The organism is Actinophytocola sp. NPDC049390 (assembly GCF_044466355.1).
Taxonomy (GTDB): domain Bacteria; phylum Actinomycetota; class Actinomycetes; order Mycobacteriales; family Pseudonocardiaceae; genus Actinophytocola.
The window spans coordinates 68,458-84,163 of the sequence record NZ_JBITMQ010000019.1; the positions used below are offsets into that span (position 1 = coordinate 68,458).

At 70.9% G+C, this 15,706-nt stretch carries 14 protein-coding genes; 11 read left to right on the forward strand and 3 right to left on the reverse strand.

The window, feature by feature from the left end; all coding sequences use genetic code 11:
• The first annotated feature begins 145 nt into the window (after positions 1-145).
• Complete coding sequence (locus tag ACIBVP_RS39425; protein WP_396111632.1) at positions 146-1,597, forward strand: DHA2 family efflux MFS transporter permease subunit; 1,452 nt, start codon at positions 146-148, stop codon at positions 1,595-1,597.
• Between the two features lie 970 nt (positions 1,598-2,567).
• On the opposite strand, the gene ACIBVP_RS39430 is transcribed toward ACIBVP_RS39425, so the two are convergent.
• Positions 2,568-3,752, reverse strand: a complete 1,185-nt coding sequence (locus ACIBVP_RS39430) for a glycosyltransferase (protein ID WP_396111633.1) — start codon at positions 3,750-3,752, stop codon at positions 2,568-2,570.
• 191 nt (positions 3,753-3,943) lie between these two features.
• Here ACIBVP_RS39430 and ACIBVP_RS39435 point away from each other — a divergent pair, with 191 nt between their 5' ends.
• Together ACIBVP_RS39435 and ACIBVP_RS39440 are read left to right on the forward strand one after the other, a co-directional pair.
• Positions 3,944-4,399, forward strand: a complete 456-nt coding sequence (locus ACIBVP_RS39435) for a sugar 3,4-ketoisomerase (RefSeq protein ID WP_396111634.1) — start codon at positions 3,944-3,946, stop codon at positions 4,397-4,399.
• Positions 4,396-5,511, forward strand: a complete 1,116-nt coding sequence (locus tag ACIBVP_RS39440) for a DegT/DnrJ/EryC1/StrS family aminotransferase (RefSeq protein ID WP_396111635.1) — start codon at positions 4,396-4,398, stop codon at positions 5,509-5,511. Before ACIBVP_RS39435 ends, ACIBVP_RS39440 begins: the two co-directional genes overlap by 4 nt.
• A gap of 47 nt (positions 5,512-5,558) precedes the next feature.
• Here ACIBVP_RS39440 and ACIBVP_RS39445 read toward each other — a convergent pair whose 3' ends face one another.
• Entirely contained in the window at positions 5,559-6,131 is a 573-nt protein-coding gene (locus tag ACIBVP_RS39445) for an NUDIX hydrolase (protein ID WP_396111636.1), read from the reverse strand.
• Positions 6,132-6,521: 390 nt separating this feature from the next.
• On the opposite strand from ACIBVP_RS39445, the gene ACIBVP_RS39450 reads away from it, so the two are divergent.
• From ACIBVP_RS39450 to ACIBVP_RS39485, 8 genes are all read left to right on the forward strand, one after another.
• Entirely contained in the window at positions 6,522-7,700 is a 1,179-nt protein-coding gene (locus ACIBVP_RS39450) for an RCC1 domain-containing protein (RefSeq protein ID WP_396111637.1), read from the forward strand.
• Between the two features lie 29 nt (positions 7,701-7,729).
• Positions 7,730-8,518, forward strand: a complete 789-nt coding sequence (locus tag ACIBVP_RS39455) for an SDR family NAD(P)-dependent oxidoreductase (protein ID WP_396111638.1) — start codon at positions 7,730-7,732, stop codon at positions 8,516-8,518.
• A gap of 31 nt (positions 8,519-8,549) precedes the next feature.
• A complete protein-coding gene (locus ACIBVP_RS39460) occupies positions 8,550-9,599 on the forward strand; it encodes a methyltransferase (RefSeq protein WP_396111639.1) in 1,050 nt (349 codons plus the stop codon).
• A gap of 28 nt (positions 9,600-9,627) precedes the next feature.
• A complete protein-coding gene (locus ACIBVP_RS39465; protein WP_396111640.1) occupies positions 9,628-10,905 on the forward strand; it encodes an erythromycin esterase family protein in 1,278 nt (425 codons plus the stop codon).
• A 43-nt stretch (positions 10,906-10,948) separates the two neighbouring features.
• Positions 10,949-11,593 (forward strand): hypothetical protein, encoded by a 645-nt coding sequence (locus ACIBVP_RS39470; RefSeq protein WP_396111641.1) that lies wholly within the window; start codon positions 10,949-10,951, stop codon positions 11,591-11,593.
• A gap of 10 nt (positions 11,594-11,603) precedes the next feature.
• Positions 11,604-12,467 carry a GNAT family N-acetyltransferase gene (locus ACIBVP_RS39475; protein ID WP_396111642.1) on the forward strand — a complete coding sequence of 288 codons (864 nt, stop codon included), beginning with the start codon at positions 11,604-11,606 and terminating at the stop codon, positions 12,465-12,467.
• A 40-nt stretch (positions 12,468-12,507) separates the two neighbouring features.
• Complete coding sequence (locus ACIBVP_RS39480) at positions 12,508-13,284, forward strand: SDR family NAD(P)-dependent oxidoreductase (RefSeq protein WP_396111643.1); 777 nt, start codon at positions 12,508-12,510, stop codon at positions 13,282-13,284.
• Between the two features lie 109 nt (positions 13,285-13,393).
• On the forward strand, positions 13,394-14,320 hold the full coding sequence (locus ACIBVP_RS39485; RefSeq protein WP_396111644.1) for a proline dehydrogenase family protein: 927 nt from the start codon (positions 13,394-13,396) through the stop codon (positions 14,318-14,320).
• A gap of 53 nt (positions 14,321-14,373) precedes the next feature.
• Here the strand turns inward: ACIBVP_RS39485 and ACIBVP_RS39490 are convergent, their stop codons facing one another.
• Positions 14,374-15,567, reverse strand: a complete 1,194-nt coding sequence (locus ACIBVP_RS39490; RefSeq protein WP_396111645.1) for an acyltransferase family protein — start codon at positions 15,565-15,567, stop codon at positions 14,374-14,376.
• Positions 15,568-15,706 lie beyond the last annotated feature (139 nt).

Below are 15,706 nucleotides of genomic sequence, written 5' to 3' on the forward strand. Positions count from 1 at the left end.
CCGGCGCGGGGGAACCTGTCCTGCTCCGGCGATTTTCGAGCCGGACTGGGCCGATTGCCTTGGTGCGCGGGGACTGCCGACCCACGACCGGAGGACCCGCGCCGGGTGACAGTCGGGGAAAGTCCGGAACGGCGAGGGAGCGATCATGGCTGGCGGAAAGGCGGGCGCACCGCCGCTGGACAGAAAACTTCTGGCGGTCGCGTTGATCGTGGCGCTCGGGTCGTTCACGGTCGTCCTCGACATGACGATCGTCGGCGTCGCGCTGCACACCGTGTCCGACCACTTCGGCGTCGGCCTGTCCACCACCCAGTGGGTGACGACCGCCTACATCCTCAGCACGGCCATGGTCGTCCCGCTGACCGGCTGGGCGACCGACCGGTTCGGCGGCAGGCGCCTGTGGTTGTCCGCGGTGCTGTTGTTCACCGTGTCGTCCGTCGCGTGTGGACTCGCGTGGTCGGCGGGCAGCCTGATCGCCCTCCGCGTGCTGCAGGGCATCGGCGCGGGCCTGATGGCGCCGGTCGGCACCGCGCTCGTGGCGCGGGCGGCGGGCCCGGAGCGGATGGGCCGGGCCATGGGCCTGATGGGCATCGCGATCGTGTTCGCCCCGGTGCTCGGCCCGGTCGTCGGCGGCGTGCTGGTCGACGCCGGTTCGTGGCGGTGGATCTTCTTCCTCAACCTGCCGATCGGCCTGATCGCGCTGGCGCTCGCGTGGGTGTTCTTCGACCGCAACCAGCCGACCCGGCCGGAACCGATCGACCGGCTCGGCTTCCTCCTGCTGTGCCCCGGCATCACGTTGCTCGTCTTCGGCCTCGCCAACGTCACGTCCGTCGACGGCCTGACGCGGACCGGCTTCCTGCTGCCGACGCTCGGCGGGGTCGTGCTGTCCGCGCTGTTCGTGTGGCACGCGTTGCGCACCGAGAGGCCGCTGCTGGACCTGCGGCTGTTCCGCAACCGGACGTTCTCCGCGACCGTCGCGACCCAGTTCCTGATGAACGCGACGCTGAGCGGCTCGATGATGCTGTTCCCGCTGTACTTCCAGCTGGTGCGGGACGTCTCGCCGCTGGCGTCCGGGCTGTTGCTGGTGCCGGAGGGCATCGGGGTGGCGATGACCATGCCGATCACCGGCAGGCTGGTGGACCGGGGCAAGTCCGGGCTCGTGATCCTGTGCGGCCTTCCGGCGCTGGTGGTCGGGTTCTTCTCCTTCACCCAGGCCGGCGACGACGCGAGCTACCTGCGGCTGGCGTTGTCGCTGTGGCTGATCGGCGTCGGCGCGGGCTGCACGATCATGCCGGCGATGTCCACCGCCTACCGGGCACTCGGCCCGGCGGAGATCCCCCGGGCGTCCGCGACGTTCAGCATCGCGCAGGAGGTCGGCGCGTCCGGTGCGGTGGCGCTGTTCGTGGTCGTGCTGGACGCCCAGCTGCGCACGAACCCGGGCGCGGTCGCGTTCGACACCTCGTTCTGGCTGCCGCTGGCACTCACGCTGCTGGTGCTGGTGCCCGCGCTGCTGGTCGCGAGGGCCGCGGCCCGTCGCGCCGCGGCGGACGCGGCCGCCAAGCCCGCCGCTGAGCCGGAGGAACTCGCCACCGCACGCTGACAGCACGGTGATGCCCTGAAAGACGCTTCGGGACGTTGAGCCTGGATCCACCGGTGATCATGTTCGGTTGTGTGCGGGGTTTCCCTCCGGGGGGTCCTCGCCGGACGGGCTGATCTCGGGGAGGGGCCTCACGATTCGGGCCTGCTGAGATTTGGCATGGATGGGTGGCCTGCCCTCCCGTCGACCTCCCTCCGGGCTATCACACCGCGTCAAGGGGCCATCACCTTGGCATGGGGGGCTGGGTCGGGCTGGCTCCCTTGACCCGGTGTGATCGGGCTTCGCCAGGTCGACGGGAGGGCAGGCAGGCCGTCTTGTGGGCTTGCGCCCGGCTTGTGCACGGGGCTGGGGCCCGCTTCGCGGGGCCTCGGGCGCTGCGCGCCCGGGTGGGATGCCCCGAAGGCGCCTTTCGGGACACTCAACGTCCTGAAGGACGCTTTCGGGACACTCAACGTCCCGGATCGACCGTTGATCAGGGTCGGCCGTGTACGAGGCGCCCCGCTGCGCGGGCCCGGGCGCGCGGATGCCCGCCGGGCGCTGCGCGCCCGGCCCGCGAAGCGGGTCTGACCAGGTCGCGCTTGCCGCAGGTCGGGAACAACCAGGTTGACCACCGGTGGATCCAGGTTGAGTGTCCCGAAAGTGCCCTTCAGGGCATTGCCCCCAACCCCGCGCACAGGCCGGGCGCAAGCCCACAAGACGGCCTGCCTGCCCTCCCGTCGACCTGGCGAAGCCCGATCACACCGCGTCAAGGGGCCCTACCCGAAACACCCTCTACAGAAGCCCGGCCCCTTGACGCGGTGTGATAGCCCGGAGGGAGGTCGACGGGAGGACAGGCAGAACCCATCCATGCCAAATCTCAATACGCCCGAACCGGAATGCCCTCCCCGAGATCAGCCCGTCCGGCGAGGACCCCCCGGAGGGAAACCCGAGCCGCCCCATACACAACCGAACATGATCACCGGCGGGATCGGCCCTAGCCCGCGTACTCGGGCAGGCGGCGCGCCACCTCGTCCGGCGAGGGCATCTCGGCCACCTGGCGGGCGATCTCCTTGGCCGCCGCGACGCACTCGGGGTCACTGAGCAGCCTGCGTGCCGCCGTGGCCACCGTGGCCTCGGTGACCTCCTCGTGCTTGAGGCGTTCGCCGGCACCCGCGTCGCACACCATGCCCGCGTTCAGCAGCTGGTCCGGACCGGGCAGGTTCTGCAGGAACAGCTGCGGGATGCCGCTGCCCAGCGCGCCGAACGTGGTGCCGTTCCCGCCGTGCTGGACCACGAGGTCGACGTGCGGGAGCAGCTCCGCCTGCGCCACCCAGCGCTCCACGCGCACGTTGTCCGGCAACGTCCCCAGCTCGTCGGCCAGCTTCGGGGTGGCCACGAACACGTCGACGTCCAACGAGGACAGTCCGGCGATCGTCTCCCGCATCATCTGCAGCACGCGGTTGTCGGACTCGGTGCCCAGCGTCAGGTAGACCAGCGGCCGCGACTGCGCCCGTTCCCGCACCCACGCGGGCAGCTCGCCGGGCGTGTTGAACCCGACCGGCCGCAGCTCGCTGCGCAGGTCGCCACACGCGGCGACGAAGTCCTGGTCCTGCAACGACCTCGGGCAGATGTCCAGGTAGGGGTGGCCGAGGTAGGTCGTGTACGTGGCGGGCAGCTCGAGCCCCAGCTCGGTGGCGTACTCGCGCAGGACGTCCTCGGACATCACCATCAGGTAGTCGTCGGCGGGCCGGACCCGGCCGGACGCGTGGCACAGCGCGGGGATGCCCGCCACCTTGGCGGCGAGACCCGCGCCCGGGTTGTACGACGCGTGCACCACCAGGTCCGGCCTGCTGCGTTCGAACTCGGGCAGCAGGTCGTCCACATAGGACTTCGGGGCGAGCCGGCAGAACTCGCGGGAGATGAGCTCCATCGCGGCCCGGTCCGGCGCCTTCTGCTCGCTCGGCGGCGGCACGCCGACGGTGCGCGCCGCTTCGGCGACGAGCTCCTCGGTCTCCCCACCCGCCTTGACGACGTCGAGGCCGAGCTCGGTGAGCAGCTTGTGCCGCACCTCCCCGGTGGCGAAGGTGACGTGGTGCCCGGCCCGGTGTGCCGCCACCGCGAGCGGCAGCACCTGGAAGAAGTGCCCGTAGGCGGTGAGCGTCGAGAAGAGTACGCGCATGCCGCCGATGCTACGACCGGGTTTTCTTTGCCGGGCAACGCTTCGAGGTGTCCTCGAACCAGCGCCGAGCATCCCGGGAGGGCCGGGAACCGGTCCCGGGAGACCGGGCGCCACGGCCTACGCGGGGGTGAGCACGCGGTGGCACGCTCGACGGGACCGAGGTTGCGTTGGCGAGCGAGCGGGGTGGTTCGGTGACCGAGACAGCGTCGAGGCCGGTGGCGGGCGGGCCGGTGGGGCGGATCAGCCCGTGCCGGATGGTCGACCTCACCGAGCACGTCGACCCGCGGGGCAGCCTCACCGTGGTCGAGTCCGGCAAGGAGATCGACTTCGTCGTCAAGCGGGCCTACTACATCCACCACGTGCCCGACGGCGCCGAGCGCGGCGCCCACGGTCACCGGCGCCTGCGCCAGCTGATCGTCGCGGTGCACGGCAGCTTCGAGGTGATCGTGGACGACGGGCACACCCAGTGCTCGTTCCTGCTGGACAACCCCAGCCGGGGGCTCTACGTCGGGCCGATGGTGTGGCGGGACATGATCAACTTCACGCCCGGCACGGTCGGGCTGTGGCTGGTCTCGGAGACCTACGACGCCGACGAGTACTACCGCGACTACGACGAGTTCCTCCGAGACGCCAGGAGCATCGCATGACCGTGCCCTTCCTCGACCTCGGCGCCACCTATCGCGAGCTGCGCGCCGACATCGACGCCGCGGTCGGAAGGGTGCTCGCGTCCGGGCGGTACCTGCTCGGCCCGGAGCACGACGCGTTCGAGGCGGAGTTCGCCGAGTACTGCGGCGCCCGCCACTGCGTCGCGGTCGGGTCCGGGCTCGACGCGATCGTGCTCACGTTGCGGGCGCTCGGGATCGGGCCCGGCGACGAGGTGATCGTCCCGTCGCACACGTTCATCGCCACCTGGCTCGCGGTCGCCGCGACCGGCGCCACCCCGGTGCCGGTGGAACCGGACGGGACGCACAACATCGACGCGTCCGCGATCGGGGCCGCGGTCACCAGCCGGACCAAGGCGATCGTCCCGGTGCACCTGTACGGTCAGCCCGCGGACCTCGACGCCGTCGACGCCGTCGCCCGCCGGTACGGCCTCGCGGTCGTGGAGGACGCGGCGCAGGCCCACGGCGCCCGTTACCGCGGCGAGCGCATCGGCTCCCGGTACGCGGCGGCGTTCTCCTTCTACCCGGGGAAGAACCTCGGCGCGCAGGGCGACGGCGGCGCGGTCGTCACCTCGGACGCGGAGCTCGCCGCGAAGCTGCGGCTGCTGCGGAACTACGGCTCGACCGTGAAGTACCACCACGAGATCAAGGGCACCAACTCACGGCTGGACGAACTGCAGGCGGCCATGCTGCGGGTCAAGCTCGCGCACCTGGACGACTGGAACTCCCGCAGGGTGGCCGTCGCGCGGCGCTATCTGTCCGAACTGGACGGTCTGGACGGGTTGGCGCTGCCCGCGGTCGCGGACTGGGCGGAGCCGGTGTGGCACCTGTTCGTGGTGCGCACCGAGGACCGGGACCGGCTGCGGGAACGGCTCGACGCCGCCGGTGTGCAGACGCTGATCCACTACCCGGTCGCGCCCCACCGGTCGCCGGCGTTCGCGGAGCTCGGCATGCGGGCGGGCACGCTGCCCCGGGCCGAGCGGCTGGCCGACCAGGTGCTGAGCCTGCCGATGGGACCGCACCTGTCGGCCGAGGAGGTCGGCACGGTGGTGACCGCGGTGCGCGCGGCGGCCGCCGGTGCCCGCGCCGCCGCGTGACGGTGTCCGACCGCACCGAAGGGGTCCTTCAGTCCGACCGGGCGGGCTCAGGCGGCCGACCGCGGCGCCGGTGCCACGACGGCTTGCGTGGCGACCGCGTGTCCGTTGAGGACACTCAGCAGACCGATCAACGACACCCCGCCGACGATCTCCCGTCGCGCGATCATCCCCGGGGTGTCGGCCAGCGGGAGCCACGCGACGCGGTCGGACTCGAACCCGTCCCGGGGCGGGCCGACGTGCCGCGCGGTCGAGGCGAGGTAGAGGTACTGCTCGGCGTCGGTGATCCCGGCGCAGGGCTGGATGTAGGCGAGCTCGCGCAGTTCGCCCGGTCGCCAGCCGGTCTCCTCCTCGGTCTCGCGCGCGGCCGCGCGCTCCGGGCTCTCCCCGGGGTCGACCCAGCCGCCGGGCAGCTCCCAGTTCCAGGTGTCGGTGGTGAACCGGTGCCGCCACACCATCAGCACCCGCTGCGCCGAGTCGAGCACGAGGGTGCCGACCGAGCGGGGGAGCCGGACCAGGTGGTGCTCGTAGCGGTCGCCGTCCGGCACCTCGACGTCGGAAAGGCAGAGGTCCAGATATGCGCTGGTGTAGACACGCCGTTCACCGTGCACGATCCATCGCATTGTCGCTCCTCATCTCTCGACCCGTTCACTAATCATGTTCGAGGCAATTCCCGCCGCCATGGGCCGGTCGTCCTGCGCATCCGGGAAATCACGTGCGAAATACCCATCGGTAATCGCCGAAATCGGGGCAATCCGGGCGTTCCGAGGACCGGATCCCACGGGGGCTGGGACAGCAGCCCCACGACGTGGGGACGGTTGGGACGGAGCCTGGAAACGTCCGAGGGCAACGCGGTGTTCGCGGCCCGGTTCGGTGCCAGGTGGCGTTCGCCACGCGGTGCGGACGGTTCTCGCGAAATGCCACGGAACGCCACCGAACGCCACTGAAATGTCGCCGAAACGCCGCCGCCGGACTCCAGGAAACGGCGGACGCCGCGAAGGAGAGGAACTGGTATGACTGAGATCGTCAGCGCGTGGGGCGACAACTCGAATGGTCAGCTCGGTGACGGCACCACCGACAGCCGCCCCAGCCCCGCCGCCGTCCCCGGGCTGGAGGGCGTGCGCACGGTCGAGTCGGGCAGTGGCCACGTGGTCGCGCTGCTCGAGGACGGCACCGCCGTCGCTTGGGGCCGCAACGCCTTCGGTCAGGTCGGCAACGGCGCGGTGGACGTCAACGCCCACGAGCCGACCCCGGTGAAGGGCCTGAAGAACATCAAGGACGTCGTCCCCGGCGGCGGCCAGACGCTGTACCTGCTCGAGGACGGCACCGTGTGGGGCGCGGGCGGTGGCTTCTTCGGCCTGCTCGGCCCGAAGAACCTGCGGCTGCACCCCGTGCCGGTGCTGGTCGACGGCATCGACGAGGTCGTGCAGCTGATCTCCGGCGGCGGCCACGCGGTCGCGCTGCGCGCCGACGGCACGGTGTGGACCTGGGGCCGGGACGACTACGGCCAGCTCGGCGACGGCCCGGACGCGAACGACCGCGTGCCCGGCCGCACCTACCAGGAGCACGCGGGCCGCGGCTACGACAGCCGCCCGGCGCCCACGAAGATCGACGGCCTCGGCGAGGTCCGCTCGCTCGCCGCCGGTGGCGGGCACAGCGTCGCGATCCAGACCGACGGCACCGTCTGGACCTGGGGTGACAACGACCGCGGCCAGCTCGGCCACGGCGACACCGTGCACCTGTCGAGCCCGAAGAAGGTCGAGGGCATCAACACGGCGGTCGCGGCCACCTGCGCCTACCACCACACGGTGGTGCTGCTGGAGGACGGCACGCTGCGCGCGTTCGGCATCAACGACCGCGGTCAGCTCGGTGACGGCACGACCGAGAACAAGCTGACGCCGGTGGAGGTCAAGGGCCTGAGCGGGGTCAAGCAGATCGCCGGCACCGGTGGCGGCGGCGAGGCCAACCCGGGCAACTACGGCCACACGCTGGCGCTGCTCGAGAACGGCACCGTGTGGGCCTGGGGCTGCAACGACAAGGGCGAGCTGGGCAACGGCAACACCGACCGGCGCGTCGTCGCCGAGCCCGTGCCCGGCCTGACCGGTGTCCGGCACATCACGGTCGGCGGCGAGGTGCCGATCTCCCGCGAGAACCCGGGCGGCGGCTACGCCCTGGCCATCCACTCGGCCTGATCCGCCTCAACCCCAGGGAGAACGACATCATGGTCGAGACGATCGGCGAGTTGAACAAGCCCCTCGCGGGCAAGCGGGCCCTGATCGCGGGTGGGGACGGCGAGATCGGCAGCGTGATCAGCGCCGGACTCGCGGCCGACGGCGCCGACGTGGCGATCGCCGGCCTGGAGAAGGAGTCGTGCCAGGCGCTCGCCGATCGTCTCGCCAACGGGGAGAACCGGACCGCGGGGTACGCGTTCGACACCTCGGACGCCGACAGCGTGGCCGGTCTGGTCGACGACCTCACCCAGGAGTGGGGCGGCGTCGACATCCTCGTCAACTGCGTCGGCGTCCTCAAGATCAACCTGGCGGAGAACTTCGACACCGCCGAGTGGCGCTCCGTCGTGGACATCAACCTCACCGGCGCCTTCCTGCTCTCCCAGGCGGTCGGCCGCGCGATGATCAAGAGCGGTGAGGGTGGGCGGATCGTCCACATGACCTCCGTGCGCGGCCACATCGGGCTCCAGCTCGGCGGGTTCGCCGCCTACGGCGCGAGCAAGGCCGGCCTGCACCTGCTGATCAAGCAGCTGGCCTCGGAGTGGGGCAAGCACCAGATCTCGATCAACGGGGTCGGCGCCGGGTTCGTGCGCACCGCCCTGTCCGAGGCCGCCTTGCAGAACCCGGACTTCGCCAACATGGTCGCCGACCGCACGCCGCTCGGCCGCGTCGCCGAGATCCAGGAGGTCGCCAACACGGCGATCTACCTCGCGGGCCCCAGGTCAAGCTTCATCACCGGTCAGATCCTCTACGTCGACGGTGGCCTGTCCGCCTCGCAGTGAGCCAGCCAACGCGTCACAGAAAGGCACGCACATGACGACCCCCGGCTCCTACGCCCTTCCCTACAACGGCGAAGCGCCGCCGCCGATGCAGATGATGGAGATGCTCTACGGCGCGCTGGCCACCCAGATGATCTCCGTGGCCGCCGAGCTCGGCATCGCGGACCAGCTCGCGGACGGCCCCCGTCCGGTGTCGGAGCTGGCGGCGGCCGTCGACGCGCACGAGGTCAACCTGTTCCGCCTGCTGCGCGGGCTGGCGGGCCTCGGCGTGTTCGAGGAGGTCTCGCCCCGCGTGTTCGGGCTGAACCCGCTCGGCGAGACGCTGCGCTCCGGGGTCAAGGGCTCGATGAAGGAGATCGCCCAGGACGTCGGCGGCCGGACCCGGCTGGTGGCCTACTCGGAGCTGGCGCACAGCGTCCGCACCGGTGAGGTGGCCTTCGAGAAGGCGCACGGCACCAGCATGTGGAACTACCTGCAGAGCCACCCCGAGGAGGTCGCGCTCTTCGGCAAGGCCATGGGCAACCTGGCCAGCGAGGCGCACTCGGTCGCGTTCTCCAACTACGACCTGTCCGACGCGAAGCACCTGATCGACATCGCGGGCGGCGAGGGCTGGCTGATCGCCGCGGTCGCACCGCACTACCCGAACCTGAAGGCCACCGTGTTCGACGAGGAGCACGTGGTGCACGCCGCCGAGCAGGTGTTCGCCAGGGTCGGCATCGCCGACCGGGCGAACGGCGTCGCCGGCGACATGTTCGAGTCGGTGCCGGCCGGCGGCGACGTGTACGTGGTGTCGTCGATCCTGTTCAGCTACGACGACCCCGAGGCAGGCAAGGTCCTGAGCAACATCCGCGAGGCCATGGACCCGAACGGCCGGATCCTGATCCTCGAGCCCGTGCTGCCGGACGGCAACGGCCCGCACCCGGGCAAGCTGCTCGACGTCACGCAGCTCGCGCTGCACCGCGGCGGCATCCGCACGGTGCCCGAGTGGGAGGCGCTCTTCGCCGCGTCCGGCCTGAAGCTCGCCGAGACGCGGGTCATGTGGCCGGCAGGCCCCACGGACATGATCATCGCCGAGCCCGCCTGACCCCCGCGAAGAAGGAAGTGGACGAGACATGAACGCACACCGGCTGCCGAGCCCCGACCCCGAGGCCAAGCTCCGGCAGGACGTGGCGAACTGGATCAGGGCGAACGCGAAGCCGCTCGCGACCACCGACCCGGCGGCACCGGTCGACGACCTGGAGCCGCTGCGCGGCATCGTCGGCGACGCGGTGATCGTCGGGCTCGGCGGGTCGACCTACGGGGCGCGTGAGCAGTTCACGACGATCCATCGGGTTGTCCGCTTCCTCGTCGAGGAGCTGGGTTTCCGCGCGGTGGCGACCGAGGAGGACTGGGACGTCGCGTTGCCGCTGAACGACTACGTGCGGTCCGGCTACGGCGACCTCGACGCCCTGATGAAGGAGTCCGGGGTGCCGTGGCGGGTCCACGAGATGCGGGACGCCGTCGAGTACCTGCGGCAGTGGAACGCCACGCACCCGGACGACCTCGTGCAGTTCGTCGGCGTCGGCGTGATCGACACCCGGCTCCCGGTCTACGACGCGGTGACCGAGTACGTGGCGAAGGTGGCGCCGGCGCGCGCGGACGAGCTGGCCGCGCACATCGACGTCATCCGCCCGACCCGCCCGGACCACGTGCCGTGGTTCATCATGCAGGTCAAGGACAAGGACCCCTACGTCGAGCACGCACGCCAGGCGCTGCGGCTGGTGCAGGAGTCCGGCGGGTCGGGCAAGGGCCACGACCTGGCGGTGCAGCACGCCCGCCAGATCGTGGCGTTCTACGAGCACTACGCCTACCACCTGGTCGACGACGGCTACCGCGACGAGCAGATGGCGGAGAACCTGCGCTGGTGGCACCAGTACAGCGGCGACAGGATCGCCTACTGGTCGACCAACGCGCACAGCGTGCGGGCCGAGTCGCTGGACATCTCGGTGCCGCCGCGCGGTTCGCTGACGTTCAAGCCGACGGGCGCCACGCTCGCGAGCGTGTTCGGCGACGGGTACGTCTCCATCGGGCTGACCTACGACCGCGGCACGGTGAACTCCGGCTGGAGCGCGCCGCCGTTCGCGGCCCGGCCGCTGGAGACGCCGACGCAGCCGGAGGACTTCCACGAGCGGCCGTTCGCCAACGACGTGCCGCGCTACCTCGTCGACCTGCGCGCCGAGGCGGACGAGGCGGTCCGGGAGTGGCTGGGCAGGACGGTGAAGGGCCGGGTCATCGGCTCGGTCTGCGACGACTCCCGACCCGACGACCACTACATGACCGGTGGCTCGCTCCTGGACTGGTACGACGCCGTCATCCACGAGCAGACGGTCACGCCGTCGACTCCCCTCTGATCCGCACGGTATCCGCGGCCGGACTCGGAAAGGTTGTGCCGCAATGGCATCACGCGATCTCGGAGCCCTGAGCGCCCCGCTCGCCGGCGCCGCTTTCATCGCCAGCGTCGGCGGTTCCATCAAGCTGGCGGGTGGCCCGCCGCCACGACCGGGCTCGGCCCCGGAGGACGTCCGCAAGTGGTACGACGCGAGCCCCAAGGCGGGCAAGGTCAGTGCCGTCGGACAGGTGGTGTCGCTGCTGTCGGTCGCCAGGTTCACCTCGTCGGTGGCGAAGGCGGCGAAGCGGTCCGGGTCGCGGTCCCTGCGGGCGGCCGCGCTGGCGGGCGGCGCGGCCACGGTCGCGTCGCTGGCCACGTCCGCGGCGTGCACCGCGTCGCTGACGACGGACCGGCGCGAGGACGACGCGGCCGCGGTGCGCCTCAACGACACCGCGTTCGCGGCGGGCGGCCCGGTGCACGGCGTCGGGTTCGGGGTGCTGACCGGCTCGCTCGCGCTGGCCGGCCTGCGTTCGGGTGAGCTGCCGAAGCCGCTGGCCGTGGCGGGGCTGGTCTCCGCGGCGGCGAGCCTGTTGTCCCCGCTGTACTTCGCCACGGAGAAGGTGGCGCTGCTCATCCCGATCGGCCGGTTCTCCGGCCTGCTGGTCAACGGCATCGCAGGCGGTCGGCTCGCCACCCGCCGTGCGGGCTGAGGTGTCCACTGTGGAGGCGGACGACATGAAGGTGCACACGACGTCGAGCGCGGCGGAGTTCGCCGCGCGGGTCGGCGACTGGCTGAAGCTCGAACCGGTGCGCAACAACGTGTTGCTGGTGCACGCCCTGGACCCGAACGGCGTGCCGCCCGGCCAGGGCGACCCGGTGTTCTCGTGGGTCACCGATGCCGACGGCGCGATCGTGGGCGCCGCGTTCGCCCGGCTGCCCTACCGCATGCCGCTCTCCGAGATGCCGGACGCGGCCGCCAGGGCGCTCGCCGAGCACCTGGTCACCGTGCTGCCGGACCTCGAAGGCGTCGCGGGCGCCGCGGCCAGCGCGAAGACGTTCGCCGCCCGGTGGGCCGAGCTGACCGGCAAGAGCGCGCACAGCGAGCGCGACCAGTGGCTGATGGTCTGCACGGAGACGACCCGGCCGACGAACGCGGGCGGCGGCCCCCGTATGTCCACACAGGACGACCTGGACACGGTCGCCGAGTGGTTCATGGCGGGCATGCGCGACAGCGGCCTGCCGCCGGAGCAGATCGCGCAGCGGGCGCGGCAGCTGGCAGGCGGCCAGATCGCGGGCGGGCGCCAGATCGTGTGGGAGGACGAGAGCGGCACCCCGGTCGGCGCCGCGGGGTGGGGCCTCGACATCGCGGGTGTGGTCCGGCCCGCCGGCGTGTTCGTCTCACCGGACCACCGCTCCGGCGGCTACGCGACCCTGCTGCTGGGCGAGGTGACCGCACGGGCGCTGGAGAACGGTGCGGACGCCACCGTGTGCACGCACTTCCTGAAGTACGAGTCGATGCTGGCGGTCGTGGAGAAGGTCGGCTACCGGCGGGTGGCCGACTTCACCGAGTACCGATTCGAGTGACATCAGCGCGCCACCATTTCACCGAAAGGGTTCGATCTCCATGACCACGAGCATTCCCACCTACCCCGATCTGGCCGGCAAGGTCGCCGTCGTCACCGGTGGCTCAGGCGAGATCGGTGGGCAGACGTGCCGCCATTTCGCGGCCAACGGCATGAAGGTCGTGGTGAGCGGCCGTGACAAGGACGCCATCGAGGAGGTCGTGTCCGACATCCGCGCACAGGGCGGCGAGGCCGTCGGCGTGCCCGCCGACACCCTCTCCAGCGCGGACCTGGCCAACCTGGACGCGGCCACCACGGACGCGTTCGGGCCGGTGGACGTGCTGTGCACGTTCGCGGGCTTCGAGCCCGGTCCGTCCACGATGGACCAGGTGACCGAGGAGGACTGGCGGGCGATCATCGACGGCAACCTCACCGGCACGTTCCTCACGCTCAAGGCGTTCGTGCCGGGCATGACGGAGCGCGGCCGCGGGTCGATCATCACGATGTCGTCGGCGGCGGGCAGGTTGCCCGGCTGGTCGTCGTACGGGTACGCCGCGGCCAAGGCCGCGATCCTGCAGCTGACCCGGCGCGTGGCGCAGGACGTCGGCAAGTTCAACGTGCGGGTGAACGCGCTCGCCCCGTCGGCGATCCTGACGAAGAAGCAGGAGCAGCGCATCCCGGCGCACGTCCGTGAGCAGGTCATCAAGGAGCAGTTCGTGCTCGGCCGCTGGGGCACCCCCGCCGACTGCGCGAACAGCGCGCTGTTCCTCGCCTCCGACGCGTCGTCCTGGATCACCGGCCAGACGACGGACATCGCGGGCGGGAAGATCATGGTCTGACGCGTCCTTCACGTTCCACGCGAGGAGGGCAGGGTGTGACGATCGGGTGTCGGCACACGCTGCCCTTACCGCGCTCTTCGGTGCGGTATGGAGCTGGCGAAGGAGCACGATGCACCCACTACGCAGCATGATCCTGGCCGCGGCGGGAAGTGACGCGCTCAAGCGCGTCATCACGCGCGCACCGGTGACCAGGGACGTCGTCCGCCGCTTCGTCGCGGGCGAGTCCACACGGGACGCACTCGCCGCGGCGAGGCGGCTGGTGGCCGCGGGGCTGACGGTGTCCCTGGACTACCTCGGCGAGGACACCACCGACGAGGCACTGGCCGACGCGACCACCCGTGCCTACCTCGAACTGCTGGAGGCGTTGCCGTCCGCGGGCCTCGCCCAGTACGTCGAGGTGAGCGTCAAGCTGACCGCGGTCGGTCAGCTGCTCGACGAGCAGCTCGCGCTGGACAACGTGCGCCGGGTCTGTCTCGCGGCCGAGCGCTGCGGCACCACCGTCACGCTGGACATGGAGGACCACACCACGACCGACTCCACACTGCGCGTGCTGACACGGCTGCGCCGTGAGTGGCCGTGGGTCGGTGCCGTGCTGCAGGCCTACCTGCGCCGCACGGAGGCCGACGCGGCCGCGCTCGCCACACCGGAGTCGCGCGTGCGGCTCTGCAAGGGCGCGTACGCCGAGCCCGCCGAGGTAGCGTTCCCCGACCGGCACGACGTCGACCTCAGCTACGTGCGGTGCGTGAACGCGTTGCTGTCCGGCGACGGCTACCCGATGTTCGCCACGCACGACCCCCGGCTGGTCGACATCGTCGCGGACCGCGCGGCCCACCACGGACGCAAGGCGGACAGCTTCGAGTTCCAGATGCTGTACGGCGTGCGACCCATCGAGCAGCGGCGGCTCGCGGAGCTGGGGCACACCGTGCGGGTGTACGTGCCCTACGGCGTCCAGTGGTACGGCTACCTGATGCGGCGGATGGCCGAACGGCCCGCCAACACCGCGCTGTTCCTCAGGTCCCTCGTCTCGCGCGGATAGTCGACACCACTGAGCCGCCGGCCCGCCGAGGCGGAGCCGGCGGCTCTCGTGTGTCACCCGGCGGAGACGCCGGCCGGCTGCCGCCGGACCGGCTCCGCGGTCGTCATCGGGAGCTGGCTCGCCTTGAGGTGCCTGCGGAGCCGTTGTGTCGGCATCTCGACCAGGCGCCACGAGGCCAGGCCGAACAGGTAGGCCGCCGGCGCCGAGACGAGCAGGAGCACCCAGCCGTTCGTGACGCCGAGCGCGATGAGCGACTGCTGCAGTGGCGCTCCCCAGATGTAGGCGCCGTAGCTGCCGTAGACCCAGCGGGCGCCCCGCTGGAGCCGGGCAGGCCAGTGCTGCCCCAGCACGATCGCCCCGTACGCGACGGCGAACGCCAGCAGCCACTTGTCCAGCGTCACCAACCGGAAGATCGAACCGTCCTGCCCGGTCGTGCCGCCGGGGATGCCGACCGCGTCCGGCATGAAGCCGACGTGGATCACCAGCCACGACGCGGCGAGCCCCAGCGCGTACCTCGGCCGGAACGCGACCCGGTGCCGGTAGGCGTGCAGCACGACGCCGACGAAGAACGGGATCATGAACTTCACGAGCATGGCCATCGGCATCACGCCGAGGAACCCGCCCGCGTCGTACTGGCCGAGGGTGGCGTCGTACACGCCCAGGAGCAGCATCAGCCCGCCCAGCAGCACCGGCAGCACGAGCCGCGGCACGCCGATCGCGATGGCGACGCCGAGCACCAGCACGAGGCCGTAGCCGAACACCTCCATCGGCAGCGTCCACAGCGACGGGTTCACCGACATGTTGTGCGGGTTCGTCTCGAACACTCCCGGCAGCGGACCCTGCAGCAGGAACGGGACGGTGGTGGACAGGTAGCTCCACGTCATCGGGTTCGTGAGGTAGTCGCCGAGGGACAGCGTGGTGAACAGCGGGCCGATGACGAACGCCGTGAGGACGAGCACGACGGCGAGCGGCGGAACTATGCGCAGAATTCTTCTCGCGCTGAACCGCCACCAGTTCGGGTCTCTTCGCCAGCTGTCGTGCACCTGGTAGCCGCTGAGGGCGAAGAACAACATCAACGCGTAGTCGCCGACCGGGATATCGAGGAGGAGTAACTGGTTCGCGGGATTGGGTAAGAAGATGCTGTGGTCGGCGACGACCAGCAGCGCGCTGATCAGCCGCAGCCAGGCAAAGCCGACCTGGGGATCAGCGTGGATCTTCTTCGTCAAACCGCCGTTGACGAGTGTCATGTATTCCTGCCTTGGGTAGTGAATGCGTGTGTGACTCATATTCGTGAAATCATCCCGTTCTTCTCGCCCAAATTCGCAGGGTGTGACGTCATCAAATGATGGGTGAGTTGCCCCGAACGGGTGGGTTCGCCGTGCCCGA